General features: G+C 47.3%; 23 protein-coding genes and 11 pseudogenes. 20 read left to right on the top strand and 14 right to left on the bottom strand.

Annotation, left to right across the window (positions count from 1 at the left end; all coding sequences use genetic code 11):
* Positions 1–422: 422 nt before the first annotated feature.
* Complete coding sequence (locus tag A7Z29_RS21960; RefSeq protein ID WP_459251568.1) at positions 423–932, top strand: transglycosylase SLT domain-containing protein; 510 nt, start codon at positions 423–425, stop codon at positions 930–932.
* A gap of 295 nt (positions 933–1,227) precedes the next feature.
* On the opposite strand, the gene A7Z29_RS21955 is transcribed toward A7Z29_RS21960, so the two are convergent.
* The 3 genes and pseudogenes from A7Z29_RS21955 to A7Z29_RS23845 form a co-directional block, all read right to left on the bottom strand.
* Entirely contained in the window at positions 1,228–2,049 is an 822-nt protein-coding gene (locus A7Z29_RS21955) for a DUF932 domain-containing protein (protein WP_157944810.1), read from the bottom strand.
* 117 nt (positions 2,050–2,166) lie between these two features.
* A pseudogene (locus A7Z29_RS21950) lies at positions 2,167–2,453 on the bottom strand (hypothetical protein).
* 24 nt (positions 2,454–2,477) lie between these two features.
* A complete protein-coding gene (locus A7Z29_RS23845) occupies positions 2,478–2,684 on the bottom strand; it encodes a single-stranded DNA-binding protein (RefSeq protein WP_105290819.1) in 207 nt (68 codons plus the stop codon).
* A 69-nt stretch (positions 2,685–2,753) separates the two neighbouring features.
* Here A7Z29_RS23845 and A7Z29_RS23520 point away from each other — a divergent pair.
* Positions 2,754–3,112, top strand: a pseudogene (locus tag A7Z29_RS23520) (hypothetical protein).
* 457 nt (positions 3,113–3,569) lie between these two features.
* Entirely contained in the window at positions 3,570–4,538 is a 969-nt protein-coding gene (locus A7Z29_RS21930) for an IS110 family RNA-guided transposase (protein ID WP_097316318.1), read from the top strand.
* Positions 4,539–4,561: 23 nt separating this feature from the next.
* Here the strand turns inward: A7Z29_RS21930 and tnpA (A7Z29_RS21925) are convergent.
* Both tnpA (A7Z29_RS21925) and A7Z29_RS21915 read right to left on the bottom strand, forming a co-directional pair.
* Positions 4,562–4,867 (bottom strand): annotated as a pseudogene (tnpA, locus tag A7Z29_RS21925) (IS200/IS605-like element IS200C family transposase); the annotation flags it as partial.
* A 181-nt stretch (positions 4,868–5,048) separates the two neighbouring features.
* Positions 5,049–5,465 (bottom strand): annotated as a pseudogene (locus A7Z29_RS21915) (DUF1281 family ferredoxin-like fold protein); the annotation flags it as partial.
* On the opposite strand from A7Z29_RS21915, the pseudogene umuC reads away from it, so the two are divergent.
* Positions 5,370–6,586 (top strand): annotated as a pseudogene (gene umuC / locus A7Z29_RS21910) (translesion error-prone DNA polymerase V subunit UmuC). The pseudogenes A7Z29_RS21915 and umuC sit on opposite strands and share 96 nt — an antisense overlap.
* A gap of 205 nt (positions 6,587–6,791) precedes the next feature.
* Here the strand turns inward: umuC and tnpA (A7Z29_RS21900) are convergent.
* The 3 genes from tnpA (A7Z29_RS21900) to A7Z29_RS21885 all read right to left on the bottom strand — a co-directional run bounded on the left by tnpA (A7Z29_RS21900) (position 6,792) and on the right by A7Z29_RS21885 (position 9,603).
* Positions 6,792–7,250: an IS200/IS605-like element IS200C family transposase gene (tnpA, locus tag A7Z29_RS21900; protein ID WP_123058434.1), complete on the bottom strand. Its 459-nt coding sequence runs from the start codon at positions 7,248–7,250 to the stop codon at positions 6,792–6,794.
* A 188-nt stretch (positions 7,251–7,438) separates the two neighbouring features.
* Positions 7,439–8,401 carry a ParB family protein gene (locus A7Z29_RS21890; protein ID WP_105290815.1) on the bottom strand — a complete coding sequence of 321 codons (963 nt, stop codon included), beginning with the start codon at positions 8,399–8,401 and terminating at the stop codon, positions 7,439–7,441.
* Positions 8,398–9,603 carry an AAA family ATPase gene (locus A7Z29_RS21885; protein ID WP_000817642.1) on the bottom strand — a complete coding sequence of 402 codons (1,206 nt, stop codon included), beginning with the start codon at positions 9,601–9,603 and terminating at the stop codon, positions 8,398–8,400. The genes A7Z29_RS21890 and A7Z29_RS21885 overlap by 4 nt, the downstream gene beginning before the upstream one ends.
* A gap of 373 nt (positions 9,604–9,976) precedes the next feature.
* Here A7Z29_RS21885 and A7Z29_RS21875 point away from each other — a divergent pair, with 373 nt between their 5' ends.
* The 5 genes and pseudogenes from A7Z29_RS21875 to A7Z29_RS21845 all read left to right on the top strand — a co-directional run bounded on the left by A7Z29_RS21875 (position 9,977) and on the right by A7Z29_RS21845 (position 12,937).
* Complete coding sequence (locus A7Z29_RS21875) at positions 9,977–10,189, top strand: hypothetical protein (protein WP_000402944.1); 213 nt, start codon at positions 9,977–9,979, stop codon at positions 10,187–10,189.
* Between the two features lie 173 nt (positions 10,190–10,362).
* Positions 10,363–10,614 (top strand): type II toxin-antitoxin system Phd/YefM family antitoxin, encoded by a 252-nt coding sequence (locus tag A7Z29_RS21865; RefSeq protein WP_001132895.1) that lies wholly within the window; start codon positions 10,363–10,365, stop codon positions 10,612–10,614.
* The gene (locus tag A7Z29_RS21860; protein WP_001270421.1) at positions 10,611–10,898 is read left to right on the top strand and encodes a type II toxin-antitoxin system RelE family toxin; all 288 of its coding nucleotides are present in this window, start codon (positions 10,611–10,613) and stop codon (positions 10,896–10,898) included. The genes A7Z29_RS21865 and A7Z29_RS21860 overlap by 4 nt, the downstream gene beginning before the upstream one ends.
* A gap of 1 nt (position 10,899) precedes the next feature.
* Positions 10,900–11,311: pseudogene (locus tag A7Z29_RS21855) on the top strand (DDE-type integrase/transposase/recombinase); the annotation flags it as partial.
* 648 nt (positions 11,312–11,959) lie between these two features.
* Complete coding sequence (locus tag A7Z29_RS21845) at positions 11,960–12,937, top strand: RepB family plasmid replication initiator protein (protein WP_000361610.1); 978 nt, start codon at positions 11,960–11,962, stop codon at positions 12,935–12,937.
* A gap of 284 nt (positions 12,938–13,221) precedes the next feature.
* On the opposite strand, the gene A7Z29_RS21840 is transcribed toward A7Z29_RS21845, so the two are convergent.
* From A7Z29_RS21840 to A7Z29_RS21820, 4 genes are all read right to left on the bottom strand, one after another.
* Positions 13,222–13,962: a tyrosine-type recombinase/integrase gene (locus A7Z29_RS21840; protein WP_001066942.1), complete on the bottom strand. Its 741-nt coding sequence runs from the start codon at positions 13,960–13,962 to the stop codon at positions 13,222–13,224.
* A 365-nt stretch (positions 13,963–14,327) separates the two neighbouring features.
* Positions 14,328–14,624, bottom strand: a complete 297-nt coding sequence (locus A7Z29_RS21830; RefSeq protein ID WP_105290814.1) for a type II toxin-antitoxin system RelE/ParE family toxin — start codon at positions 14,622–14,624, stop codon at positions 14,328–14,330.
* On the bottom strand, positions 14,611–14,877 hold the full coding sequence (locus A7Z29_RS21825; protein WP_105290813.1) for a type II toxin-antitoxin system ParD family antitoxin: 267 nt from the start codon (positions 14,875–14,877) through the stop codon (positions 14,611–14,613). Before A7Z29_RS21825 ends, A7Z29_RS21830 begins: the two co-directional genes overlap by 14 nt.
* 746 nt (positions 14,878–15,623) lie before the next feature.
* Entirely contained in the window at positions 15,624–16,241 is a 618-nt protein-coding gene (locus A7Z29_RS21820; RefSeq protein ID WP_105290812.1) for a hypothetical protein, read from the bottom strand.
* A gap of 714 nt (positions 16,242–16,955) precedes the next feature.
* Between A7Z29_RS21820 and A7Z29_RS21810 the strand changes: the two genes are divergently transcribed.
* A protein-coding gene (locus A7Z29_RS21810; protein WP_105290811.1) for an IS3-like element ISEc31 family transposase occupies positions 16,956–18,169 on the top strand; the annotation gives its coding sequence in 2 pieces (ribosomal slippage) (positions 16,956–17,250 and positions 17,250–18,169; 1,215 coding nt in all).
* A 106-nt stretch (positions 18,170–18,275) separates the two neighbouring features.
* On the opposite strand, the gene A7Z29_RS23515 is transcribed toward A7Z29_RS21810, so the two are convergent.
* Complete coding sequence (locus A7Z29_RS23515) at positions 18,276–18,677, bottom strand: hypothetical protein (RefSeq protein ID WP_198599434.1); 402 nt, start codon at positions 18,675–18,677, stop codon at positions 18,276–18,278.
* Positions 18,678–18,684: 7 nt separating this feature from the next.
* Between A7Z29_RS23515 and A7Z29_RS21805 the strand changes: the two are divergent.
* The 5 genes and pseudogenes from A7Z29_RS21805 to A7Z29_RS21790 all read left to right on the top strand — a co-directional run.
* A pseudogene (locus tag A7Z29_RS21805) lies at positions 18,685–19,729 on the top strand (ATP-binding cassette domain-containing protein); the annotation flags it as partial.
* Positions 19,725–20,027: pseudogene (locus A7Z29_RS23955) on the top strand (DNA-binding protein); the annotation flags it as partial. The pseudogenes A7Z29_RS21805 and A7Z29_RS23955, both read left to right, overlap by 5 nt.
* Before the next feature lie 179 nt (positions 20,028–20,206).
* A pseudogene (locus tag A7Z29_RS23340) lies at positions 20,207–20,356 on the top strand (IS21 family transposase); the annotation flags it as partial.
* Between the two features lie 119 nt (positions 20,357–20,475).
* Positions 20,476–21,015: pseudogene (locus A7Z29_RS21795) on the top strand (IS3 family transposase); the annotation flags it as partial.
* 101 nt (positions 21,016–21,116) lie between these two features.
* Complete coding sequence (locus A7Z29_RS21790; protein ID WP_105290809.1) at positions 21,117–21,668, top strand: tyrosine-type recombinase/integrase; 552 nt, start codon at positions 21,117–21,119, stop codon at positions 21,666–21,668.
* Here A7Z29_RS21790 and A7Z29_RS21785 read toward each other — a convergent pair.
* On the bottom strand, positions 21,665–22,507 hold the full coding sequence (locus A7Z29_RS21785) for a helix-turn-helix transcriptional regulator (RefSeq protein WP_105290808.1): 843 nt from the start codon (positions 22,505–22,507) through the stop codon (positions 21,665–21,667). The genes A7Z29_RS21790 and A7Z29_RS21785 overlap by 4 nt on opposite strands.
* A 151-nt stretch (positions 22,508–22,658) precedes the next feature.
* Here A7Z29_RS21785 and A7Z29_RS21780 point away from each other — a divergent pair.
* The 5 genes and pseudogenes from A7Z29_RS21780 to A7Z29_RS21760 form a co-directional block, all read left to right on the top strand.
* Positions 22,659–23,246 (top strand): annotated as a pseudogene (locus A7Z29_RS21780) (tyrosine-type DNA invertase); the annotation flags it as partial.
* Positions 23,247–23,680: 434 nt separating this feature from the next.
* Positions 23,681–24,145: a CaiF/GrlA family transcriptional regulator gene (locus A7Z29_RS21775; RefSeq protein ID WP_105290807.1), complete on the top strand. Its 465-nt coding sequence runs from the start codon at positions 23,681–23,683 to the stop codon at positions 24,143–24,145.
* Positions 24,142–24,510: a hypothetical protein gene (locus A7Z29_RS23840; RefSeq protein ID WP_286135431.1), complete on the top strand. Its 369-nt coding sequence runs from the start codon at positions 24,142–24,144 to the stop codon at positions 24,508–24,510. The genes A7Z29_RS21775 and A7Z29_RS23840 overlap by 4 nt, the downstream gene beginning before the upstream one ends.
* Positions 24,511–25,009: 499 nt before the next feature.
* Positions 25,010–26,230 (top strand): autotransporter strand-loop-strand O-heptosyltransferase, encoded by a 1,221-nt coding sequence (locus A7Z29_RS21765; RefSeq protein ID WP_105290806.1) that lies wholly within the window; start codon positions 25,010–25,012, stop codon positions 26,228–26,230.
* Positions 26,223–26,754, top strand: a 532-nt coding sequence (locus tag A7Z29_RS21760) for an ESPR domain-containing protein (protein WP_198599432.1), incomplete at its 3' end; no start/stop codon positions are given. The genes A7Z29_RS21765 and A7Z29_RS21760, both read left to right, overlap by 8 nt.

The following is a 26,754-nucleotide window of genomic DNA, read 5'->3' as shown; positions in this document are numbered from 1 at the left end:
ATGTATACCTCTTTATTTTCTTATCGCATCAAATTTATTTCACATATAAAAAATGACAATTCATCGATGAATCGAATCGTGACGCAAGTTACGAAAATTACGATTCATGCAGCAAATCACATCACGAATTGAATCTAGAGTCAATTCGCTTTAACTCGTTGTTTTATTATTACTGATTCATCTATGAGTTGTGTTAAATTCATTGGTGAATCATATGTGATTCACCAATGAATCCTTTTTATAATGTAAAATAAATTAAAATACATTATTTAAAACATAAGTTAATGATTCAAATAGTAAATCAGCAAAAACTTGTTTTTGCGTAGTGTGTGGTGCTTTTGGTGGTGAGAACCACTAACCTGTTGAGCCTTTTTGTGGAGTGGGTTAAATTATTTACGGATAAAGTCACCAGAGGTGGAAAAATGAAAAAATGGATGTTAGCCATCTGCCTGATGTTTATAAATGAGATCTGCCAGGCCACTGATTGCTTTGATCTTGCAGGCCGGGATTACAAAATAGATCCTGATTTACTGAGAGCAATATCATGGAAAGAATCCCGTTACCGGGTTAATGCCATCGGTATTAATCCGGTAACGGGATATGGCAGCGGACTGATGCAGGTAGATTCCCAGCATTTTAACGAACTGGCCCGCTACGGAATTAAGCCGGAACATCTGACAACAGATCCCTGCATGAACATTTATACCGGTGCTTATTATCTGGCAATAGCCTTTAAAAAATGGGGCGTCTCCTGGGAGGCCGTTGGTGCATACAATGCCGGATTCAGGAAGACCGAACGCCACAACCAGAGACGTCTTGCCTACGCATCAGATGTTTACCGGATTTATACCGGGATAAAAAGCAGTAAAGGTATCCAGCTTCCGGCCACGAAGAAATCACTTCCGGAAATTAACAGCGTGCAGAACAATTAATCTTACAGACATTGTCAGATACCGGTTATGCCGCAAAAGCGGCATGTAAGGCCACACACAAAAATATCATATGAGTGACAATGCTGACTGGCCGATGCCCCGCGAAGCGGGAACCCATATTATATATACCCGGTAACTGCGCAGCCTCCTGCCAGACCATTTTTCGCGGGCACAATATTTACAGACAACCGGAAAGCCGGTTGATGAAATTGAGGTATATCAGACGACACAGCGATGCCGAAGAATGATAATATAAGTAAAGCCCCGAAAATTTTTCGGGGCTTTACTTATATTATCATGACTTCCACTTTCTGAACTGTTCGGCAATCACCCATAACGCCTTGTTAATTCTTATATCACCATCAATACCTGTAATGGCTCTTGTCCTGGTATTTTTACCGGAGGCACTTCGCCCCGATAATCCACCTTTTATCATATTCTCCTGAACCCGCTGCCAGGTTGTCCAGAGATCGTTCTGTTTATCCTCCCAACGACGGGGAGTAATTATTTGTTCAGGTGTCACTGGCGTTTTATTTTCATCTTCATACCTGACCATCAGTGCAGCTCTGCCAAATAAATGTTGCTCGTCACTGTTAAGATGAATTTCTTTCATCGCCTCCATATTATCAGTAACCTTATCAAAGACACTGAACACTTCATACGCGCCCTCGATAACCTGCCCGACAATATCACCTTTATGTGGAACGCGGATTTCGCCAAAATTATTTCCGCACACAAGACCATTTGTGCAGACAAAACGAAAAATTCCGGGAATCATCTGATAACTGGATGAACCATCATGTGAATTAAGCAGGATAATTTCAGGAACTTCTTTCCCGTTAATATGCCCTTCCCTGCGAAGACGTAACATATGTTTACTGTATTCGCGACGTCCCAAATCACGAACCCGACTCTTACAGGCAAAGAATGGCTGGAAACCTTCATCGCGTAACTTATTGATGATATTGATTGTTGGAATATACGTATAACGTTCACTCCGGGACTCATGTTTATCGCCGGAAAATACTGAAGGCACGAACTGCATTAATTCATCATCCGTTAAAGGACGTTCACGGCGGATGGAATTATACCGACCAAAACGGGAAGCTAATCGCATAACAGCTACTCCTTTATGAAAGCATAAATTTAATAAAAAAATTTTCCGCTTAATATCATCCCTCCTGGTTTCCGTTAACAATATTGCAACAACTGGGAGGGTATTCATCACATCCGGTCAGCAGATCGCCCGGATATCGAGGCCGGCACGCTTAATCTGACGCAGGAACTGTTTGAAGTGATCAGCTTCCGCAACGTTGATATGGCGGAACTGCGTATCCACACCCCGGCTAAGCGCGTAGCTATAGCTGAAGGCCATCTTTTCCGGGTGGCTTTTGCGATATTTTTTCAGCTCAGTCAGGCTACTGAACTCCAGGACGTCCCACTCTTCCCCGGTGTTTTTTTCCTCCCGGCAACAAGAATCGTGTACGACGCGGTGTTAATGTGGATATTTCGGGTACTCATCCTGCTTTCTCCTCTGTCTGGTTTTCAGCCCCCATCATCTTTTGAGTTTCGGGAGCCGCATTTTTGACGTTTTGCGGGGACCTGCCTTTTGTTCCCTCCGGTATTCACCATCACCTTTTTGAGAACCTTCGCCGCAAGGGGCATCACTGCCACGGCCGGAAACGACTGTCCGGGGGCAGACCGCAAAAGTTTTTGCCTGCTTTTGGGCAAAAACTTTTGCGGGATGTACATTTCACCCCTGGACTGGCGGAGACGGTTGTGGCTGTCTTTGCCCCCGGCGACAGGGGCTTAAACAGGTGTATGGCACCGGACACAACAACGGGCAGGCACCCGCTGCAACGACGTGAAGCGCGGTTTGCGAAACGGCGTTGCCCCTTACATCCCGGCGGCCTTTTGCCGGGATGCCAGGAGCGCAGGCTACGGCGCGACAGAGGCGGCGCGACCGGAACGGTCGCTGCAAGCCCGGGTTTCGCGTCAGGGATGGAAGCCCGCAGGGCGGAGACAGCTTCGCTGGCTCCGTTCACGACAGCCCGCCCCGCAAGGGGGACGCCCGGAAAAGGCATAAGCAGGAGAACAACAAAACAGACAATAATCAGGGCAGCAGTAATCAGAGTCAGAAAAGGAGGAAAAAGAGAATAATCAAAGGGAAGGTGATGTGATTTCTGACAGGTCATAAACAGAGAAGGCGGGGGAAAAGAACGGGCGCCGCAGGCGCGCGTTCATCCCCGTTCCCGGAGGGAAACGGCCTTCCTGGCAGTCTGGTTGTTCATGCCCGTACAATGCCAGCAAGGAGAAAGGGGCCACCGGCGAACCAGCAGCCCCTTTATAAAGGCGCTTCAGTGCAGTCAGACCAGCATCAGCCCTGAAAAGGCGGGCCTGCGCCCGCCTCCAGGTTGCTACTTACCGGATTCGTAAGCCATGAAAGCCGCCACCTCCCTTGTATCTTGAAATTCGGTTAGTATGGTTTTGGATTAGATTTGGCACGGCATGTGCAGCCTGACCCTCCCTAGGGTTCAAAGCCCGAGATACAGCGACCGGCGCACATGCTGAGCCACTCATCTGAAACCCGAACAGTTATCCGTATTTTCCATAACGTATTTGCAAGGATGGGTAATAATGAGGCTGCCAAATCCACTCTGCGTGGGCATTGATGTTTCTAAAGCAACACTTGATATCGCTGCTACCGCTGAAATCGAACAGTTCACGACCAGTAATGATTCCGATGGTTTTGATGAGATCATCAATAAACTCAAAGAGTGTCGTATCTCTCTTGTGCTTATGGAGGCTACTGGTGGCTTTGAAGCAGCAATAGCTTGCTCGCTTCAGGCTGCAGGTTTTGATGTAACGGTGATCAACCCAAGGCAAGCGCGTGATTTTGCTCGCGCTATGGGGTATCTGGCCAAAACCGATCGCATTGATGCCAGGGTTCTTGCTCAAATGGCTGAGGTAATCAACAAGCATCCAGATAGAGAACGCTTCATTCGCCCCATTCAGGATGCTGAACGACAAGTTCTCACTGCAATGGTAGTTCGACGTCGCCAGTTGATAGCCATGCATGTAGCTGAACGAAACAGGCTTCACCCAGCACACCCTCAAAGCAGAAAGAGCATCAACATTATCATAAAAGCTCTCGACGATGAGCTTGCCAGAGTCGATGCTGAGATGAGTAAACACGTTCAAAACCACTTCAAAGAGCTTGCTGACAGACTCAACACTTTCAAAGGTGTTGGTATTAGAACGACCGCCAGCCTGCTCGCAGAAGTTCCAGAGCTTGGCAATCTCACACGCAGAGAGATTAGCGCGCTCGTTGGTGTAGCTCCTGTTAACCGTGATTCAGGAACGATGCGCGGGCGAAGAACCATATTTGGTGGAAGAATTGGTGCGCGAACCGCACTGTATATGGCCGCTCTTGTTGCTACCAGATTTAACCCTGTGATTAAAGCGTTCTACAGCAGGCTTTTGGCCGTTGGAAAGCCAAAGAAAGTTGCACTTGTTGCCTGCATGAGAAAGCTGCTGACAATCCTGAATGCGATGCTCAGGAAGAACGAAGAATGGGATATGTCATACCATTCGGTATCTCTTTAATTTTATCATTCAAGACAGTTGCTGTTCCTGTATTTGAATTTCAAATCACCAAACTGCTCGTAAAGCATCAGACTGCTTTTCCCTTTCAGATATCCCATAAAGCCGGATACGCTCATTTTGGGCGGGATCTCCACAAGCATATGGATATGATCTGCACAGCATTCAGCTTCCAGAATCCGTACACTTTTCCACTCACACAGCTTTCTCAAAATACTGCCTATTGCTCTACGCTTCTCTCTGTAGAACACCTGTCTTCGGTATTTTGGCGCAAAAACTATGTGATATTTACAGTTCCATCGGGTGTGCGCTAAGCTCTTTTCGTTCCCCATTGGGACCCCCTTTTGATTTCTTGTTTGACACTTGCAGTTGCCAGACCGCAAGGTGTTTTAACAAATCAAAAGGGGTTTTAATAACTGGCTTAAAGCTGAAAGCTTTCCGGAACCCCCAGCCTAGCTGGGGGTTTTCTGTGCACAAAGAAACGGGCGGTTGCCCGCCCGTCTCAGTCATACTTCATCCCCCGTAATGCGCCACCTTGTCGACTATCCACGCCGGTCCGGTGACTTCCGGCAGCTCATCGTCATCTGTCGGGGAAGACCATTCAAGTTCCCCCCACAGCACATCAACGAGCTCTCCACGCTCATACAACTGCCAGCCACAGAAATCACAGCCCTGTTCGGCATACCAGTGCTCCAGTGTGCAACTGAAACGGCGGCTTAATTCTGCAATAACGTCGCTTTCTGGCTGACACCACGGCGTGTCAAAATTCACCTGAATGAAGTTGTCTCTCTGACTGCTGATATTCACCTCATACCCCACAGGTCACTTCACGCCATACTGTTCGGTATACCAGTGATATGCAGAAGGAACACCGTTCAGAACACCACCGTTAAAGCCGTTTACTTCAACATCCAGGCGGCTGGGCATCAAAATGGGGTACCGTGGTTTCAGCTGAAGTCGGTGAAATTTTCGGAGTCTGTCATCGCCTTCTCCAGTAATTACCCGCTATACGCATCGATGTCGAACAGGGTCATAGTTCATCTGGAGGCGCTGGCACCGCGCGTTGAGCAGTACTCGATTGACGAGATGTTTCTCGACGTGCGAGGTATTGACAGCTGCATCGATTTCGAGGATTTCGACCAGCAGCTGCGTGAACACGTCAGGAACGGGACAGGCCTGACTATCGGTGTCGGAATGGGGCCAACCAAAACGTTGGCAAAGTCAACACAATGGGCTTCCAAAGAGTGGCCACAGTTTGGTGGCGTGCTGGCATTAACGCCGGACAATATCCGCCGTGCGGAAAAACTGCTGTCACTGCAGCCGGTGGAGGTAATCTGGGGTGTGGGCCGCAGGATCTCAAAGAAGCTGAACACAATAGAGATAACTGCTGCACTGCAGCTGGCGCACGAACCCTATATTTATCAGGAAGAACTTCAATGTGGTTCTGGAGAGAAAGGTCCGGGAACTCAATGGAGAAAGCTGTATTTCACTGGAGGAAGAACCGCCCCCCCAAACAGCAGATAGTCTGTAGCCGGTCCTTTGGAGAGCGCGTCACGACATATGAGGCCATGCGCCAGGCCATCTGTCGGTACGCTGAGCGTGCAGCTGAAAAGCTGCGGGGCGAGTGTCAGTTCTGCAGGCATATCGCCATTTTTTTGAAGACGTCACCGTTCGCAGTAAACGAACCGTATTACGGGAATGTAGCCAGTGAAAAACTGCTCATTCCCACGCAGGATACACGGGATATCATTGCCGCTGCCGTCAGAATCCTGGACAGGATATGGGTGGATGGCCATCGATATGCAAAAGCGGGTCGCATACTCAACGTTTTCACTCCTACCGGGGTTTCGCATTTGAACCTTTTCGATGATACTCAGCCCCGGAGCAACAGTAACCAGCCGTTGAAAGTCGTGGACAGCATTAACCATTCCGGTCTGGGGAAATTGTGGTTTGCAGGCCGAGGCATTGCGCCAGAATGGCAGATAAAGCGTGAGATGTTGTCACCGGTATACACTACCCGCCGGAACGAACTACCGGTCGCCAGACTTTGAAAAAAAGAAATTCATGGTGATTTCACTATGAAAGAATTAAAAAAAACACTTTATATTCAGTGAAATAAGCATGAAAAAAGCGTGGTGAAAATTGCAAATAAATATCCTCCGGCATAGCCGGAGGTTTTTCAAATGCGCCTATAAGGCTCTCTTACCAGCCGCGCCCTAACAGGCGCACACGATCTGACATTTGCATCCAACTTCGTTACTTACGGCCCGTAAACGGGCTGCCCGGATAGGGAATCGATAACTGCTCTCCCATTTTATCCTCTTCAAGCTGGTGCTTTATGTAATCCTGTATCTTCGCCGTGTTCTTACCCACCGTATCGACGTAGTACCCTCTGTACCAGAACTCCCTGTTCCTGTATTTGAATTTCAAATCACCAAACTGCTCGTAAAGCATCAGACTGCTTTTCCCTTTCAGATATCCCATAAAGCCGGATACGCTCATTTTGGGCGGGATCTCCACAAGCATATGGATATGATCTGCACAGCATTCAGCTTCCAGAATCCGTACACTTTTCCACTCACACAGCTTTCTCAAAATACTGCCTATTGCTCTACGCTTCTCTCTGTAGAACACCTGTCTTCGGTATTTTGGCGCAAAAACTATGTGATATTTACAGTTCCATCGGGTGTGCGCTAAGCTCTTTTCGTTCCCCATTGGGACCCCCTTTTGATTTCTTGTTTGACACTTGCAGTTGCCAGACCGCAAGGTGTTTTAACAAATCAAAAGGGGTTTTAATAACTGGCTTAAAGCTGAAAGCTTTCCGGAACCCCCAGCCTAGCTGGGGGTTTTCTGTGCACAAAAAAAGGATGCCATTTGGCATCCTGATATTAACCCGGCATATCCTATTCAGGCAGTTTTCTTAGAATGTTTTTTATAGCCTCATCGATTTCTAACTGCACCTCATTAGATATGCGGGAGAACTCATAAACAACAAGACGCTTTCTGGGGTCAGTCTTCTTTCTGGCAAATTGGTTACGATCAGAAAACTCTTTCAACTTCTCAGTTTCAACTGTTTTTACAGGCCGGTCTGTAAGCAATTTTCCTTCAGACCTGAAGACCGCCAGGATTTTGCTTTTCTCAATTGTTGGATAGTCAGGTAAAGCCATCAGTTTTTGGCGAACTCTATCCATAAACTCTTCCACTGACATTTTTTTGTTGGTTGCCTTTTCAGACAGTTTCAACAAAAATTGATAGTCCGACAACGAAATATCATTGATTACCGGAAATACAGAGATCATTTCATCCGGTACTGATGCCGCCTGAAATGCGCGTGTTACTTTTGCCGGAGAGATGCTTTCAGCCTGAGCGATCTCTTCTTTTGTCATACTTGCCCCATAAGTAACTTCAAGGCGTTTTCCTAGTTCTCGGAGGCTATGCTCTCTGGCTGTCTGTATATCTTTTGCAAGTTGTCTCGCGTCGGCAATATCAATACCGTCTTTTGTAACCAGTATTTCGAATTTTACGTTGTTATAGATACAGGCAGCGCGACGACGCGTACCGTCTAATACTTCAATTCGTCCATCTACTTCCCGACCAATAGCCGGAAAAAATTGCTGAAGTTTAATCGTGCGAGTTATGTCACTAACTGACTCACGCGAAAGCATAGTCTGATCGCGTCCATTAACAGATGCATCAACGAACGTTTTAGATTCTATATCTCCGCTTAATACAACCGTTTTAATGAATTTTGCTTGTTTCCCAGACTTAAGAGTAAACGTTTTGATCTCTCCGTCACCTTCAAGCATGCGAGCGAACTCTGAATTGCTATTGCCTAGAACTCGCCCTCGAGCTAAAACCTTTTTCATTTAGATGCTCCCCGAATGTATTCAATGCGGTCAAAAACGGCTTTAGTAAATCGTTCCGCTTCGGTACGAGCTTTTTTCAATGCCTCTGCACTTCCTGGATACGAAACAGGGTTAGCACTGATGATAGTGTCAAAAGATTCACCACATCGTTCGAACCCGTCCAGTCTCGGAAGCGATGAGTCAAGAATATTACTCGCATACACTTCACGAGCCAGGCTATGGGAAGTTTCGTGATCGCGCTTACTGGTCATTTTGGACATAAACCCTATGCTCGCACTCAGGCGGGGCTCAACGCCTTCTTCTTCCAAACGTTCTAGCATTTCAGGTAAACGAGTCAAATATTTGAGAGTTGAATGGAAATCAACTTGCGCCGGGGGAGTAGGGGTGAGAAGTAAATCACTCGCCGCCAGGCCATTGAGAAGAAATGGATCAAGATGAGGGCCAGTATCAATAAAGACAAAATCATAATCATCAGCGATACGGTCAATGATGGTTTTCCTGAGTACTTCAGAAGGCTTAAAACCAGGAAGGTGTTCAGCAACCAAAGACTCCCATTGGCTTGCTACGAAGCCGTCATCAATAGAAGCAGGGATGACATCAACGCCAGGAATCATAGTGGGTCGGATAACCGCTTCTCGCAGTGTTTCAGCATCGAGATTATTTAGCATTGCCTGGGCGGCAGTTTCAAGGACTGTACCAATACTATGGGTATGGTCCAAAAACATAGTGCTGGACGCCTGCGGGTCAAGGTCGATCACAAGGATACGAAGGTCATGACGCAGCAAATCCGGATGTACTCGTAGTGCATGCGCCAGCGTTACTGTACTGACGGTTTTTGAAACCCCACCTTTCAAGTTGACGACAAAAATTACGTAAGGTTCTTTATGAACATCGCGATATTTTGGTATCTGTCGGTGAGCGTAAATATCAATAACGTTCTGAATTGTTAATGCATATTGCTCGACGTTGCCTACCCGCTTTTTATTAAATTCATAGCCACTTTCTTCCATTTCTTTAACGGCCAGTTCTACGATGCGTCGGCTTAGCTTCGGCAATTTTGCGACCGCATTACGAGTATATGTTTGATGATACTCTGTCAGATTGAATTCTTTTCTTTGCTCCTCAATATCCCGACTCATGGCCTGAAGTAGAGCACTTGCTCTGAGCGCTATGGTACCGACACTACCGTAATCTCGTTTCATAGTTTTCCTCTAAGATAGATTCCCTGCCCATATATTGCGTACAAAGTTCAATCACATTGTACACAAACATGAAAGACGTACAATATATTTTGCATTGCCATTAAATTATCGTACGTTGCAAGTCACCATTCACATCAAACCGCATAGTTAGACATTGTCTCTGAGCAGGCGAGGGGTTAGACAAGACCGTTGGGCGCGTCAGAGTGTTATATTAGGATACGGGTAGGTGACACCCACCTCTGGCACAGAACGGACATTCATTGATGCCATGCCAGAATGGACGTTCAGGTTATTCCGTCCAGTTCTGCTGGCAGCGCGAGATCTCCCCTGGTATAGTGATGCCACGGCAAAGTGCTCAAACAGGGATAATATGATGGAAATCAAGGCTCAACAGTTTGTCACATCAACGGGGCGGCAAGTCCTTACTGACAACGGACAACAAGGTATGGGCGGCGTGGCGGGTATCGGTTCCACGACTGAAAAGCATCAGGGGCGCGTGGCGGAAGCAATTTTTGCGAACTGCGCGGAACTGGATAACGACCAGCTTAACGAGATCATCGAGTGGGTTCGGCTCTATCAGCGCTGAATGCCATCATCAGGCTGCGCAAGCGGCCTTTTTTACGCCCCTTGTTTAATTCCCGCACTACCTGGACATTCAGGTGATTCTGTCCATCTGTATAAAAAACAACAAAAAGACTTGTTAACAGGTCATATAAGGAGTATCTTTGAGACTGGTTAAATAGTCTTGAAAGGTGGCCTATGCCTAACATTATTCTCAGTGATACAAGCGCCAGTGTCAGCGAGCTGAAGAAAAATCCGATGGCGACAGTCAGTGCCGGTGATGGTTTCCCGGTCGCTATCCTGAACCGTAATCAGCCCGCTTTCTACTGTGTACCCGCAGAGCTGTACGAAAAGATGCTCGATGCCCTGGACGATCAGGAGCTAGTTAAACTGGTAGCCGAACGCAGCAACCAACCGCTGCATGATGTAGACCTGGATAAATACCTATGAGGTATCAGGTAAAATTCAGGGAAGATGCGCTGAAAGAGTGGCAAAAACTGGACAAGACTATTCAGCAACAGTTTGCGAAAAAGCTAAAAAAGTGCTGTGACAATCCGCATATTCCTTCCGCAAAACTGCGCGGGATAAAGGACTGCTACAAAATAAAATTACGTGCGTCAGGTTTTCGCCTGGTCTATCAGGTGATTGACGAACAATTAATTATCGCTGTTGTAGCTGTGGGTAAACGTGAGCGCAGTGACGTTTATAATCTTGCCAGTGAAAGAATGAGATAATTCACGGCGGATTATCGGTTCAGCCCTCTCATTAACCGCTGATGCTGAGTTGGTGTGCAGGGCTTTGCGTAATGCACTGGAAACACGACCGCGTGATGGTCGCCTGCTGTTTCATTCAGATCAAGGTGTTCAGTATAAAAGCAATAAATACAGAAAGTTACTCTGGCGTTATGGGGTAATGCAAAGTATGAGTCGCAGAGGGAATTGTCTGGATAATTCGCCGATGGAAAGAGTCTTTCGCAGCCTTAAAAGTGAATGGCTTCCGAAAGGTGGTTATGGTGATTGCCATGCAGTACGCGAATAAATCAGTGGATAAATGCTTATTACAACGTTTATCGACCTCATACAAACAATGGTGGTTTATCGCCTTGACGCATGAAGAAAAATGGAAACAGGTTATTCCGGTGTCCTGATTTTATGATCCACTACACATTCCTGACGAACGCCACTGCATAAATCACATTGCACATCCTCAGAGAGTAGGCAGTATAGGAGGGGTATATATACATTATCGGTATTATCAGGCGACTTCTGTCTGTATGTTGTCGGTGCTCGCCGCAGACCGGTGACCGGGCGAAGCCCGCGAACCGGCGAGGAAGCGCAATGTATCTGTAGTTACAGTGAGCAGGTACGCCCTGAAGCCCTTTCATAAAACGGTTGTGTGCGCTGTCCTTCTGGAATGATTTATCCACATATCCGGAGGCCCGATCCAGTAAACAGATCCATGAATGATCAACTAAAGGATCCATTAAAGATCCCCATATCGCTGCAAACCTTGTCACTCATGGGCCGGGACCACGATCACATAAGCTGTGGCATGTTACTGATAAACTGTAACATGCTAATGATAAGCTGTATTCAGTAATCCATATACTGAAGTAAGTTAATGACATAAACTATGGTCAGTACGCCAGACTCAGTTGTTAAATACAGGCTGCAGGTTTTTATTCAGTCAGTTAGCGGAGTTCTGACACACGATTTTCTGTTTATTCTTTTACTGTCCACAGGCTGGAGGCTTTCTGGAAAACGAAAATTCAGACATCAAAAAACTGTTCGGCGAGGTGGATAAGTCGTCCGGTGAGCTGGTGACACTGACACCAAACAATAACAACACCGTACAACCTGTGGCGCTGATGCGTCTGGGCGTCTTTGTACCGACCCTTAAGTCACTGAAGAACAGTAAAAAAAATACACTGTCACGCACCGATGCCACGGAAGAACTGACGCGTCTTTCCCTGGCCCGTGCAGAAGGATTCGATAAGGTTGAGATCACCGGCCCCCGGCTGGATATGGATAACGATTTCAAGACCTGGGTGGGGATCATTCATTCCTTTGCCCGCCATAACGTGATTGGTGACAAAGTTGAACTGCCTTTTGTCGAGTTTGCAAAACTGTGTGGTATACCCTCAAGCCAGTCATCACGCAGGCTGCGTGAGCGCATCAGCCCTTCCCTGAAACGCATTGCCGGTACCGTGATCTCCTTTTCCCGCACCGATGAGAAGCACACCCGGGAATACATCACCCATCTGGTACAGTCAGCCTACTACGATACTGAACGGGATATTGTTCAGTTACAGGCTGATCCCCGCCTTTTTGAACTGTACCAGTTTGACCGGAAAGTGCTGCTGCAGCTCAAGGCCATCAATGCCCTGAAGCGACGGGAGTCCGCCCAGGCACTTTACACCTTTATAGAGAGCCTGCCCCGGGATCCGGCACCGATATCGCTGGCGCGGCTGCGTGCACGCCTCAATCTGAAGTCTCCTGTATTTTCCCAGAACCAGACGGTCAGACGGGCAATGGAGCAGTTGCGCGAGATTGGATATCTTGATTACACGGAGATCCAGCGGGGGCGGACAAAATTCTTCTGTATTCACTACCGGCGTCCCCGGTTAAAAGCGCCGAATGATGAGAGTAAGGAAAATCCGTTGCCACCTTCACCTGCGGAAAAAGTCAGTCCGGAGATGGCGGAGAAGCTTGCCCTGCTTGAAAAACTGGGCATCACGCTGGATGACCTGGAAAAACTCTTCAAATCCCGCTGAACATAAACTGTAGTCAGTGAAGATCGCTCCTTTACTGACTACAGCTTATATTAACCGGTGCAGTGAGTGGTCTGCTCACTGCGGTTTATATTCTGTTTCCTGCAGTGCTGTCTGTAGCTGAGCTGCCATCAGCCTGTCCCTTACGTAAGTGATCCCGTAACCTGATGCTGAGGCATTGCTCCCTTCATAAAACATGACTTACTCACTACAGCTTATATACATGCTCCAGCTTATGTTATGTCTGTTCTGCTGACCACAGCTTATATAAGGAAGCGCGTATGCCGTCACCTCAAGGGAGGCAGTGTACGCAGGATCTCCGCAGCATCCCGCCCGTCACCTGTGAAAGGCACTGCCAGCGTGGCAGCCATATCCAGTGCAAACACTCTGGTATAAACCTCCATCGAACGTGGATCCCTGTGACCAGCCAGTGCCTGGATGACTTTCCGGGGCTGGCGGTGATAGAGCATGTGCATGATATAGCTGTGCCGGAAGGTGTGTGGTGTGACCGGAATCGAAAAGTGTACCCCGTCAGCTTCGGCCCGTCTGACAGCCTGCTTCAGCCAGTTGCGCATGGTTTCGTCGGTCACGGCCCATAATGGTTCACGACGACGGGGTCGGGTGGTGATCATCCAGCTTTCCATCTGCCTGACATAGCTTATATCTGTCAGCGGAACCAGGCGCACTTCATCTTTTGGCGGGCGTCCGCGTCGCGCACGCACTTTTTCGGACAGGATCCGCACAAACGGTCTTACTCCATCCAGGTCAAATGATTCCGGCGTCAGCATCCGGGCTTCGCCAATACGCATTCCGGTATTCCAGAGGGTGGCGAACAGCATATGGTGACGCTGATCCGGCATATAGAAAAGAAGGGCACTCACTTCCGGGGCCAGCAGGTAGGCCGGTGTGGCCCCTGTGGAAGTGGCCATTCTTCTCAGGGAGAGCGCTGTTGCAAAATCCACCCCCGGCGCAATGGGTAACAGGGAAACGCGTTCTGGTGAATTCTGCAGGGGAATGACATTGTTCATGAGTTATTTTTCACGTAGCACACGCACTGTTTATGGATACAGGTATTCTGACCTGAACGCCCGGATCCTTCCACGACAATAAATCGCAGCACGCGGATCCTTTTGTTTGCTTATCACGCATTATTGTGGGTAAAACCAAATACGTAAAGACGCGTTTTGCAGCAGGGAGCCCGTATTAAGCCAGTTGTGGCGCGGGCTGAGGGCTGGTTTGCCGCTTTTGGGAGAATTGGGGTAATGCCAGGGCAAACAGGATCGAACCAAAAAGGGAAGGGAGCAGGAAAGGAGAGGATGCGCTACCTGAATATTGACAAGGTTCACCCCTGTAACCCTGCCTATTTTCACGCAGCACAATATGGTTGTCGCGGTTATTGCCAGTTGAGGTGATGGCCCGCATCCTGATGCTGACTTAATACACGGATAACAATAATATCATAATCATTCTGTAGGAAATAAATCATATGCCGTTCAACGGGTAGTGCACAGATACATTCACCCAGTTCTGGTCGGGGAGTACCAATATTGATTTCACTCAGAACATGAAAAATACCGGATATCTGATTAATATATCTGTCAGCCTGATCTTCACCGAAGTGGTGGCAGCTGTAGTACCAGATATCCTCCATATCCTGACTGGCCTTCGGTGTGAGTTTAACGGTTTTCACCAGCAGCCCTCGTACCAGCCCTGACCTTTTTCAGGAACGCATCCTTTTCCCACTCCACAGGTTCGCCGCTGCTCAGGCCTTCTGCCAGCAAATCCCGTAGTGTCTGGAGACGTGACTCTGCCTGTTTCTCACGCAGGAGACGGAGTGACTCGCGAATTACTTCGCTTTGAGTACGGTAATCTCCTGATTCTATGAGAGATTCAATGAATTCCCGGAGTTCATCCCCGAGATCAACTGTCATAGTTCTGGCCATATTCGAGTCCCGTAGTTGTAAGTTTAAATCTTACAATCAGTGTATTAGATACTCAGCGACGCGTCCAGTACTGAAAATTTGGGATAAATGGGGTAGTACTGTTGGGAGTATGTAAATGACGATCAGGCATCCTGAATCTGCTTTAATATATGGATAATAATAATTTCAGTAGCAATCTGCAGAAAAGAAATCCATGCCTCAGCATTGAATTACTACGCTAATTTCTGGACGAACTCGCCTGTGTTTGCCAGGGATATTTTTCCGAAAAATCAATCCTTCCAATAATAAATTCGGTTTGTTTTCTTATGGTTTACTAACCTATCTTACCGCCGTAAAAGAAATAAGTGCGTTGACAGCCATGACAAACCAGATCTGCAGTAACCTCTTTTATCTGTTGTTTCAGCGTAAAAGCGATCTGTTCTTGAGTATAACGAGTCTTTCTCATGCCGGACTTGTCTCTTTGTTCAATGTAAAAAAGCCGGATACTTAACTAGTGTTGAGAGCAGTGGGAGCGGCCGGCATGCTCAACCAGCTGCTATGAGGAGCAGCTTCCTACCACTGATTGGAGTTCAGACATTTAGGTTACCACCGCATATGGCAGTTACCACACCTCGAAAATCCAAATGTTAACCTCAAAGTAAATAACAGGATGACAGTAATTTCATCCTTTCCATATGAATAATGAATTCGCTATTGAAATAGCAGAAACATATCCCGCGATGTTTCGGGATGCTCCTGCTGTTATTTCAGGAAACGGCTATCGTGCAATAGCCTAGGGCAGCTACGTCGCCCAGACCAAAAGCTATCATTTGCACAGAAGACTGCACGGAGCTACCTGCGGTGAAGGTCGCCTCCACTTCTGTGCCCTGATTATTAGAAATGATCCCAGCCTCAGCGGGAGTCACAACCCAGCAGAGCGTGCTGATCCCTTCCGGTATGGTTGCCGTCAGTGTCAATACACCTTCGGGTGAGACTGAAGGCGAAGAGGACTGGACAGTCAACTCTGCGCTTGGCAGTAAAGTCAGCTGACAGCTTCCGCTTTGCGTAGGGTTGCTGTTGTCAGTGGCGATCAGTGTCACTGTGCAACTGCTGGCGATAGTTTCTGGCGCGCTGTATTCCCAGATGCCAAACACGTTTGTCACGGAGCCGGAATTAACTGACGGAGAGAGTGTCCAGCTGATGTTCGGGCTATTGCCCTGAATGTCGGTCACCTGCAGTTGGGTTTTCTGCCCGGAGGTGATGTACTGCTGTGGCGGAGTTATCGTCAAGCCCGTAGAAGCTGAGGCAGGGTAGAGAATTATCAACGCAAAGCCCGATTGCGAGCCAGTGGTGGCGGTGATTTTTACTGCGGCACTTTCTGGCATGACTGAGGGGGGCGTGTAAACACCCGTGCTGCTATCCAGTGTTCCATGAGAGGCGACAGAGGGCTACATTTCCCAAATAACGTCTGACGTCGTGTTTCCGTCGTAACTGGCGGTGAAGGCCACGAGTTGTTGCGAACCCTGAGACGAAATACCGATTCGTATTGGTCCTTGCGGTGAGATAGCTAATGGTGGAACGGTCTGCCCGACCAGCAACAGATCACCGGGTAGCGAACCCTGTGATAGGCTAAGCGTCTGGTTAGGATAGAACAGGATATTTTGCAGTGCGTAGGTATCGAGCCCAGAGATAGTGTCTATTTTGGTAAACATCGGTGCCAGTGTGCTCTCTACATCTTGCTCGACGAGCGAACCAGAGTCAACCTGCCCAAAACCCCACAGCAGATTCGAGTTCAGCTCGGAGGTACAGTCTGGTGCTCCTGTCCAAGGGAATGTAACTACACAGCTACTGGGCTGTTGCACTGTAACTGCAGCGTTGCCTGTATAAGTCAACGTAGTATCAGCGGTTTCATACGAATCCCCATTAAAAACCGGGCCAGGGCCATTGCTCGTATAGGCCCAGCCCTGAGTCCAGGATGAGGTGTAGGATGCCGACAGCGACCCGGACTGTGCGCTCAGGGTTAATCCTACGAAGGAAATCGATACCTCCGCGCTTTCATATGATGTAGTGGCACAGTAAATTTGGCCACCTGATTAAAGGTGATATCCTCACCACAACACAAAACAGGTGACTTAATGAACAAGAAAACCAAATGTACTTTCACCCCTGAATTCAGGCTGGAATGTGCACAGCTAATTGTTGATAAGGGCTACTCATATCGACAAGCCAGTGAAGCGATGAATGTCGGTTCTACCACGCTTGAGAGTTGGGTGCGCCAGCTCAGGCGAGAGCGTCAGGGGATTGCGCCCTCTGCCACACCTATTACTCCAGACCAGCAACGTATCCGCGAACTGGAAAAGCAGGTTCGCCGCCTGGAGGAACAAAATACGATATTAAAAAAGGCTACCGCGCTCTTGATGTCCGACTCGCTGAACGGTTCACGATAGTTGCCAGACTGAGTGACAGCCACTCAGTTGTCAGCCTCTGTTCTGCTCTGGAAATACACCGCAGCAGTTACCGGTACTGGCGAAAACGACGCGATACGGTTAATCCGGCGCGAGTCAGGTTGTGCAGCGAAATACGCCGGGCGTGGAACCAAAGTAGGGGCTCTGCGGGAGCGCGCACGCTGGCTGAAATGCTGACCCAAAACGGCGTCCCGATGAGCCGTTACCGTGCCGGGCGTCTGATGAAATATCTGAACCTGAGCAGTTGTCAGCCCGGAAAACATCAGTACAAAAATGCTCGTCAGGAACATACCTGCCTGCCGAATCTGCTTGAGCGCCAGTTCGCTGTGCCCGAGCCAGATAGGGTATGGTGCGGAGATATTACGTATATCTGGGCAGGAAATCGCTGGTGCTATCTGGCGGTCGTCATGGATCTTTTTGCCCGCAGGGTTATCGGCTGGAGCCTGTCAGCGAATGCCGATACTGCCCTGATAAGCAGTGCCCTGCGGATGGCGTATGAGGTGCGTGGTCAGCCGCAGGACGTCATGTTCCATAGCGACCAGGGAAGTCAATATACAGGACTGAAATATCAACAACTTCTCTGGCGTTACAGGATAAAGCAAAGTGTCAGCCGACGGGGAAACTGCTGGGATAACAGTCCAATGGAACGCTTCTTCCGCAGTCTGAAAACAGAATGGGTGCCAACCGATGGCTACACAGGCAAAGACGTGGCCCGGCAGCAAATCAGCAGTTATATTCTGAATTATTACAATAGCGTCAGGCCTCACCATTATAACGGAGGGCTGACGCCGGAAGAGTCAGAGAACAGATATCATTTTTACTGTAAAACCGTGGCCAGTATTACTTGACCACTACATGATACTGAATAAAAGTGCTCCCTGTCTCCGTTTGAAGAGTAGCAGCCCCCTGGTGAGCCCGAATAATCCAGCACCCCCAGGTCGACAGACCCTACCGCTACTGCCACCTGATAAAATCCCATAGATGAGACTGAAGACGTAAAAATAATCCCAGAGGTGGTGGAAAGCTGTGATGGGAATAAACCGTTAAACAACGCTTGGTTAGAAACAAGAAGTGCCGCTGTGTTACCGTCAGGGATCGGGTAGCAGGCCAGGGGGCTGATACTCCCCCGCCCATCCCTTTACTGGCCTCAATTAGCAGAAGGATGCAGCCGTCTCCCGGTATCTCTGGATTCGCCTGCGCCACAAAATCAAAACTGGCGCGCTGCAGATATTCAGACACCCCTGTGGTGGTGGTAACACCACCAATGTCATAGATGACGCTGTTGTTGGTAAAGTAGTCTGCCAGTGCAGTGGTGAACGCTCCCGCCTCTGCTGAACCAGGAGGTAAACCAGCCATCGTCGGTACGAAGCTATATGTACTTATCCGGGTGCTGACATACAACAGGTTTCGTCAGTTATCCGAAGAGTCTTTAATAAAGGATGCCAGAGCCAATTCCTTTTTCATGGAGACACTTTATGGTATTGCAACTGTAAAAGTACAGGGACTTAATAAACGAAGAGAGGAGAACTGGTTTAATCTTAAAATCGATTCAATAATTACAGGGATAAAACTATCCAAATTAAACCTTTTTTGGTGGTATTAATGCACTGATTGCGACTATGGAACAAATACTTATCCTCTGGATGGGAGCCAGCCTGACTATATCAGGGAGCATGACAATAGGCATGTTTGTTGCGTTTAGTTCTTTTAGATGTCAATTTTCTGATCGTATTTCATCCTTTGTTGATTTTTTACTCAGGCTTCAGATGATGAGCCTTCATAATGAAAAGGTTTCGGATATAGCACTCACAGAAATTACACCCTGTAAAGATGCTCTTCCGGTAAAAAATGATATGCGTCCTGTTTCACTGTCGGCAAAGAATATCAGTTATAAATATGATAGTTATGCTTCCTATACGCTAAGACATCTCGATATAGAGATTCAACCCGGTGAACATGTCGCAATTACAGGTGCATCTGGGACAGGGAAAACGACATTAATGAAAGTGCTATGTGGTCTATTTCCGCCGAGTGAAGGTAATATACTTGTAGATGGTATCGATATAAATGAAACAGGAATTAACAACTATCATAAAATAATATTCTGTGTTTTACAGGATGACCGACTTTTCGCCGGGACGTTAAGAGATAATATCTGTAGTTTTTCGACTCAAATTGATGAAAGTTGGATGGTTGAGTGAGCCAGATTTGCACAAATACATGATGATATAGAAAAAATGCCGATGGGTTATGGTACATTAATAGGAGAGCTGGGTGAAGGTTTATCCGGCGGGCAAAAACAGCGTATTTTTATTGCAAGGGCCATTTATAAAAAACCATCAATTCTCTTCATGGATGAGGCCACCAGTTCTCTGGACTGCTCAAATGAACATTTCATCAATGAAGCAGGAGCGCGAGGATCTAGTCCGGGCCGTCGCCGCCATGAAGGCGCACGTCAGTATGAAGAAGTCCAACGTTCCGGCAGCGTCGAAACCAAAGGAAGAGAAACAGTAACGTCTGCCCGACCCACGTTTTCCGCATACCGGCGAACCCTGGCGGGTAGAAGAGGGGACGATGCTGCTCGATGCCCTCGAATCCGTACCAGACGAAGCGGTGTGCGTTCATTTGTTCTGGCTGGCCGAAAAGCTCGGGCGTACTCCCTACAGTGTGGCCTGTAAGATAGCGGCTCTCCGGGACATCCCTGACTTTGCTATCATGACATGACAAACACATCAATCCTTGTTATATTAACGATATAAGCCCTTGATATTTAACATAAGATAGATTATGCGCACAATCATTGTAACTGCAATATTCTAATGTCACTTTTAACCCATATATAGATGTCACTTTTTATGACATAAAGGATCAAGTCTTTGTGTCATGTCTTCGTGGAGATTAAGGTAATGGGCTGTACGGGCGGACGTTCCATGCTGCGTTACTACATCCAACCCAAACGTAAAATGCGTCCATCAAAAAGAACAGTTCGCTTCGAAACTCAGCCTGGATGCCAGCTCCAGCACGACTGGGGCGAAAACCGGCTGGCTTCAGGATCGCCTCGTAAAGGAACTCAGGCTCAGGGGTATTTCTTCAGTGGATGCAGCCAATCATTTGCTGATGAGTTTATGGCGGAGTACAACCGGCGAGTTCGCTATTGCCAAACTTACTGAACCGGCAGTTTAACCCCGCCGCACCAAACTGCCTCTGGTGCGGCGACATCAGCTTTATTCGCCTGAGGGACAGATGGTGTTATCTCGCGCTCATTGTTGATTTATATTCACTGCGGATTATCGGTTCAGCCTTCTCATTAACCGCTGATGCTGAGTTGGTGTGCAGGGCTTTGCGTAATGCACTGGAAACACGACCACATGATGGCCGCCTGCTGTTTCATTCAGATCAAGGTGTTCAGTATAAAAGCAATAAATACATAAAGTTACCCTGACGTTATGGGGTAATGCAAAGTATGAGTCGCAGAGGGAATTACCTAGATAATTCGCCGATGGAAAGAGTCTTTCGCAGCCTTAAAAGTGAATGGCTTCCGAAAGGTGGTTATGATGATTTTATCCATGCGGTACGCGATATAAACCAGTGGATAAATGGTTATTACAACGTTTATCGACCTCACACGAACAACGGTGGTTTACCGCCTTGCTTACATGAAGAAAAGTGGAAACAGGTTGTCCCGGTGTCCTGATTTTGTGATCCACTACACTTACAACACCCACTTCCGAAACTGATAAGTCTTCCTTTTATCTAATAATGTAAAATTTATATACAACTCTAACAGGAGAAAATATGCGTAAATACATCACCCACAGCGAATGGTCCCTTTTTTTTAATGCTATAACGGGTACGCGAAATGAAATCCGCGATAAAGCATTACTGCAAATAACTTACATACATGGACTTCGCGTCAGTGAATTGATAGACCTTAGACTGGGAGATCTTGATATGACTGAAAAAATTATTTTTATTAGGCGACTAAAAAACGGATTATCAACTTCACATCCATTGCAGCCAGAAACAATAGAATTATTGCAACGTTGGTTCCTGATCCGAAAAAGATACACTAAAGGTAGTCAGGATGATTTTCTTTTTCTGTCAAATCATGGAAAAAAAATTTCCAGACAATGGATTTATAAACTTTGTGCACGATATAGTCAGCGTGCGGGCCTGAGAATTAAGGTTCATCCGCACATGTTGCGTCACGCCTGTGGTTATGCTCTTGCTAATCAGGGAATTGATACCCGTCTGATTCAGGATTATCTGGGACACAGGAACATTCATCATACTGTGCTGTATACAGCCAGTAATCCGGGACGTTTTCATCGGGTCTGGAAAAGTTAAATTTTTACGCAGGGAATTAGGAATTGCATATTCATAACATCTTTATTATCTGTTCTGTGAAATAGTGTATATATGGCTCCTCTTTTTAAAACGCATTTATTAATACACAATGCCCCCATAGCATCATACATATGGAAATCAAAAATCTCTTCGTATGTACCAGTAAACTCCTGACTGGCATATAAACCATCAGGAAGAAGCATTTCTGGCAATGAAAAACTGTTTATTTCTTTAAAAGAATAAAGAAGTTCAGAATCCGTCTCTCTGGATGGTATCATTTCACCTGAAATCATAAAATCAGACATTTCATTAACAGAACCATAAATTGATATTATGGACTGAAAAAGATTACGGTTATAAATAAAATGATTTCCTCTCTGGGTATGGATAAAGTCCATTCCCAGATTCACAGGCATTTTAAGATTTGGAACAGAAGACAGATTGCCCTCAGCTATCTCAATCATTCTGAATTCTGTGCACTGTGTGGTTCTGTATAATACGGGCTGGGCATACTGCATATCCCAGGCATCCGCATTGCGATACTGTACTGGTGACACCTTGAACTGTTGCCTGAAAGCTCGGGAAAAAGCCTGGGGGGAACTGAAATCATACATTAGTGATATGTCGGTTACCCGGCGACTGGTATGACGCAAAAGTAAAGCAGCAAGTGTTAACTTTCTGCGACGTATATACTGCGCTACACTGATCCCCGTTACTTCCTGAAACAGGCTGTACAACCAGCGTTCTGAATAGCCGGAACGTTTTGCAAGAATTTTTACTGACAGTGAACTATTCAGATTCCCTTCGATAATTCCCGCCAGTTGCTGGATTAAGTTCATTTGGTATACCTGCGCGGCTATGTCAAATGACTGTTCTTAAAAACAATCGGCGTTGTACTCCACTTTCCTAACTTTAGCACGTTTCGCTATAGCCAAATGGGATTATCGTGTCACTCTTGATCGCACCGTTTCATCTGGCCGGAGCCATATTATGTCTTCCCGAAAATTTTTGACTCACCATGAAGTTAGCCTTTTGCTACAGGCTGTGCTGAAGGGGCGCCACCCAGAGCGTGATGCCTGCATGATACTTCTTGCATTTCTCCACGGACTAAGGGTCAGCGAAATGCTTTCGTTACGTCTTGCTGACCTAGAACTCGTGTCCCGAAAAATTTGCGTCAGGCGCCTGAAAAACGGCTTCAGTACTGTACATCCTTTAATGAATGAAGAAGTGCAATGTCTCAGGAACTGGCTCAAAGCCCGGGAGACTATAAAATCTCCTTCAGCAGAAGAAGAGAGGGACTGGCTGTTTATTTCCAGATCAGGGCGTCCGCTTACCCGTCAACGATTTTATAACTTACTGACTGAAGCAGGAAGGAATGCCGGGCTGGCTGTTGCTGTCCATCCCCATATGCTCAGGCACGGTTGTGGTTATGCACTGGCGGATAACGGTATTGACACGCGACTGATTCAGGACTATCTGGGACACCGGAATATCCGACATACGGTGATTTATACTGCTTCAAATTCTGCTCGCTTTGAACGGCTATGGAAGTCGTCAAAAAAGCAACTTTTTGACCCATTTTGTCAACTACCTGTATTACAGGCGGCAAATACTAAAAAACGTATGTTATGCAGACAACCATTTATTAAAAAACACTTGATCTATATCAATAAAATCTGCGTATTACTTCCTTTCTGTAAAGATATCGCATTGTTCCCCATCATTTTTTTGAGTTGTTCAGAATACCATAGTTAGAATAAAAAACCATATTAACAAAAAAATAAGAAAATAATCTCGCAAATATAATAACTTATAATTTTTTAAACTGATGTTGACAAAATGGGTCATTTTGACAACCACGGTTCATCTTCCTGTACACCTGTATTACGTGTTACTCGACACTGATAATCGTTACCTGTGGTAACAGATGTCTGCTGTGATTACTGGTGTGGGGAAGGTGTCAGTGTTCCTTAACCCATAATTTCTGACTGAGAGATATTCAGGTAGCGGGTATGCCTGAGAGGCGCAGCCGAAAAAAGAGACATTTTTTCTGTCCCGAGTGTGTTCAGGATATGCAGGCTCAGGCGCTGTATATCATCGTGGCCTTCTGGGGGATGCGAACCGGCAGGTTACTGACGGCGGAGCTGGTCAGCCGGGAGTTTCATATTCCCCAGCGAACAGCAAAAGATATTCTGCATTACATTGCGCACGAGGGACGAAACCATATCCGCAGCAGGCGCTTCATACAGAACGAGCCGACAACGGGACGAAGACGCGCCCTGCGGATCCTAGATATACTGGATCCGCAGGAAATCCCGGCCAGTTCAGGAGCAAAACTGGATTATCTGTCGGAACCTGTTGCACCAGCAGCAAGACAGCCACTTAGGCCACTGACAAAACTTCAGAAACTACGTCAGTGGATGTTATCGAGAAAATGGAATGAACAGGCTCCTCCGGAGCTGACAGAAGACGTATGAAACAGATATTTTTGATGAGTCAGTGTCAGTATACCCACCTCTGGCTGTCTGAACTGATGGAAAGTGCCGGGAAACATGCCGTTCAGGTTATCTCCGTGGAAACGCCGGAACAGATTGTGTCGCATATTCAGTCCGACAACCACCTCCCCGGGAAGCAGCGTGTCATTGTGGTGGATCTGACCTGCCATGAGTCATCAGTGATGGTGAAGGCGTTGTGGTTTTTGTGGAATCTGTCAGTCCTTTATTCTGAACGCCACGAACTGAGAGGAACTCCCTGCATTTTTTATTTGGACATCAGGGAGGACGGAATAATATCAGAAACCCTTTTACCTGGGTTTCTCCTTCACAAAATTTCCGCCAACTGAAAAGTATTTTTCTGCACATTCTGGTCGTGCCTTCTCGCTATATAAGTAGTGGGTGTGGATTTAAACGTTTAAGCGTCAATGAGCGACGGGTGATAAATACACTTCTTGGTGGGGAAACGGTAAGTGATATTGCATAACGTATGCAGATACATTACAGGAATGTGTGTTACTACCGGCAAAGGGCGATATATAAAATAGGTCTGAGAAACCGGAAGATATTGCATGGATTATGAACAGGACGTTTTTGTAAGCGCTGTAACGACGCGTACTGGTCGGATGCTCTTCCTAAATTGATAAGTTTTTCCGCACGTAAACTGTAAACTAACTCCTGCGCGTAACCAGAAGTAATGCAGAGAACATTTCATCTGTAACAACTAAAGTTATTGACTAAATATGATGTGATACGCGAGGTGTGATATCACAAGAAAAATACTTTAGTTATGTTTCTGGCGTACTCATCGTGCGTTTTCAACGCTTATATATTTTTGAAGGTGAGAATATGTCAACGCTGAAAAATACATTTTTTATTCCCCCGCCTGATACACCAACGCAGGTCGGACCTGAAAATATCTTTTATGACTTCAATGATGGTGCCCGTGTATTACTTCCTGAAGGGAAATGGCACGTGCGTCTGTTGGATGCGGATTCAGACAATATTCTTTTTTGCTGCGATGTGGATAAAGGCTGGGTGACCAGCCGTAAGAAATATTTCGTGCGTTTCCGCATTCAGGTATTCCGTCAGGGGGAAGAGCCCCCCCTGCTGGATGAAACCCTGAAACTGAAAGACCGGCCTGTGCTGATTTCATTCCCGACCGGAACGCTTGGCGATTTGCTCGGCTGGTTCCCTTATGCCGAACGTTTTCAGGCGCTTCATAAGTGCCGGGTGGAGTGCACGATGGCGCAGGAACTTATTGACCTGCTGGCATCTCAGTATCCGCAGATACAGTTTTCCACACCGGATAAGCCGCGCACGGTGGCACCTTATGCAAGCTATCGCGTGGGGCTCTATTTCGGTGGTGATACAGACAACCAGCCGGTGGATTTTCGCAAGGTCGGTTTTCACCGCTCTGCAGGCTACATTCTGGGAGTTGACCCGCGTGAAGCCCCCGTCCGGCTTGACCTGTCTGGGCCCCGGGTTATCCAGGAGCCTTATGTGTGCATCGCCACACAGTCCACCTGTCAGGCGAAATACTGGAACAACGGCACCGGCTGGAGTGAGGTCATCGCACACCTGAAATCGCTGGGTTACCGGGTGCTGTGCATTGACCGGGATGCCCACTATGGCCATGGCTTTGTCTGGAATCACATCCCGTGGGGTGCAGAAGACTTTACCGGCAGGCTCCCGCTACAGGAGCGGGTGAACCTGCTGCGCCATGCCAGCTTCTTCATTGGTCTGCCAAGCGGTCTGTCATGGCTGGCCTGGGCTACCGGAATCCCGGTGGTGCTGATAAGCGGCTTCAGCCTGCCCAACAGCGAGTTTTATACCCCGTGGCGGGTATTTAACTCTCACGGGTGCAATGGATGCTGGGACGACACGTCGCTGAATTTTGACCATAAAGATTTTATGTGGTGCCCGAGACATAAAAATACCGACCGGCAATTTGAATGTACCCGGCTGATAACCGGCACCCAGGTTAATGGGGTCATCAATAAACTTCACCGTTCGTTAACTGAACAGGGTGTTGAGGCCTCCCTGGAGAAAGGAGTAAGCGATGAATAAGGTTTATAACACAGTCTGGAACGAATCCACCGGGATGTGGGTCGTTACCTCAGAGCTGACCCGGAAAGGAGGCCGGCGCCCCCGTCAAATCAAACGTACCGTACTGGCAGGGCTGATTGCCGGCCTGCTTATACCGTCACAGTCTGTACTGGCTGCAGCCTATGATAACCAGACAATTGGAGATGCTGAAACAAGCATGTCCATGCACCTGTCTGCAGGCGACACGGCGACAAATACCACCATTAACAGGTATGGGGATCAGCATGTTCACAGCGGTGGCAGCGCCACGAGCACTATCATTAACAGCAATGGGGAGCAGCATGTCCACAGTGGTGGCAGTGCCACGGATACAACCGTTAACAGCGGTGGGTACCAGTATGTCAGCAGTGGAGGCAGTGTCACGAGTACTACTATTAACAGCGGTGGGTGGCTGAATGTCAGCTCTGATGGCAGTGCGGTTGATATTACTCAGAACAGCGGAGGCATCATCAGAACGGACACAGGCGCTACCCTCAACGGCACTA

The sequence above is a fragment of the Escherichia sp. MOD1-EC6842 genome, from assembly GCF_002965705.1.
Classification (GTDB): Bacteria; Pseudomonadota; Gammaproteobacteria; order Enterobacterales; family Enterobacteriaceae; genus Escherichia; species Escherichia ruysiae.
Note: the sequence above shows the minus strand (reverse complement) of the source record. Positions and strands in the feature narration are given on the sequence as shown.

Excerpts from the sequence above, each read along its gene's own strand:
- A7Z29_RS21930 (WP_097316318.1), top strand. The coding sequence starts at position 3,570 with ATGAGGCTGCCAAATCCACTCTGCGTGGGCATTGATGTTTCTAAAGCA.
- A7Z29_RS23515 (WP_198599434.1), bottom strand. The coding sequence starts at position 18,677 with ATGGCTGGTTTACCTCCTGGTTCAGCAGAGGCGGGAGCGTTCACCACT.
- A7Z29_RS21840 (WP_001066942.1), bottom strand. The coding sequence starts at position 13,962 with ATGAACAATGTCATTCCCCTGCAGAATTCACCAGAACGCGTTTCCCTG.
- A7Z29_RS21960 (WP_459251568.1), top strand. The coding sequence starts at position 423 with ATGAAAAAATGGATGTTAGCCATCTGCCTGATGTTTATAAATGAGATC.
- A7Z29_RS21775 (WP_105290807.1), top strand. The coding sequence starts at position 23,681 with ATGCCTGAGAGGCGCAGCCGAAAAAAGAGACATTTTTTCTGTCCCGAG.
- A7Z29_RS21785 (WP_105290808.1), bottom strand. The coding sequence starts at position 22,507 with ATGAACTTAATCCAGCAACTGGCGGGAATTATCGAAGGGAATCTGAAT.
- tnpA (WP_123058434.1), bottom strand. The coding sequence starts at position 7,250 with ATGGGGAACGAAAAGAGCTTAGCGCACACCCGATGGAACTGTAAATAT.
- A7Z29_RS21865 (WP_001132895.1), top strand. The coding sequence starts at position 10,363 with ATGCCTAACATTATTCTCAGTGATACAAGCGCCAGTGTCAGCGAGCTG.
- A7Z29_RS21885 (WP_000817642.1), bottom strand. The coding sequence starts at position 9,603 with ATGAAACGAGATTACGGTAGTGTCGGTACCATAGCGCTCAGAGCAAGT.
- A7Z29_RS21790 (WP_105290809.1), top strand. The coding sequence starts at position 21,117 with ATGCGTAAATACATCACCCACAGCGAATGGTCCCTTTTTTTTAATGCT.
- A7Z29_RS21890 (WP_105290815.1), bottom strand. The coding sequence starts at position 8,401 with ATGAAAAAGGTTTTAGCTCGAGGGCGAGTTCTAGGCAATAGCAATTCA.
- A7Z29_RS21875 (WP_000402944.1), top strand. The coding sequence starts at position 9,977 with ATGGAAATCAAGGCTCAACAGTTTGTCACATCAACGGGGCGGCAAGTC.
- A7Z29_RS21825 (WP_105290813.1), bottom strand. The coding sequence starts at position 14,877 with ATGGCCAGAACTATGACAGTTGATCTCGGGGATGAACTCCGGGAATTC.
- A7Z29_RS23840 (WP_286135431.1), top strand. The coding sequence starts at position 24,142 with ATGAAACAGATATTTTTGATGAGTCAGTGTCAGTATACCCACCTCTGG.
- A7Z29_RS21955 (WP_157944810.1), bottom strand. The coding sequence starts at position 2,049 with ATGCGATTAGCTTCCCGTTTTGGTCGGTATAATTCCATCCGCCGTGAA.
- A7Z29_RS21820 (WP_105290812.1), bottom strand. The coding sequence starts at position 16,241 with ATGCCAGAAAGTGCCGCAGTAAAAATCACCGCCACCACTGGCTCGCAA.
- A7Z29_RS23845 (WP_105290819.1), bottom strand. The coding sequence starts at position 2,684 with ATGTACATCCCGCAAAAGTTTTTGCCCAAAAGCAGGCAAAAACTTTTG.
- A7Z29_RS21860 (WP_001270421.1), top strand. The coding sequence starts at position 10,611 with ATGAGGTATCAGGTAAAATTCAGGGAAGATGCGCTGAAAGAGTGGCAA.
- A7Z29_RS21765 (WP_105290806.1), top strand. The coding sequence starts at position 25,010 with ATGTCAACGCTGAAAAATACATTTTTTATTCCCCCGCCTGATACACCA.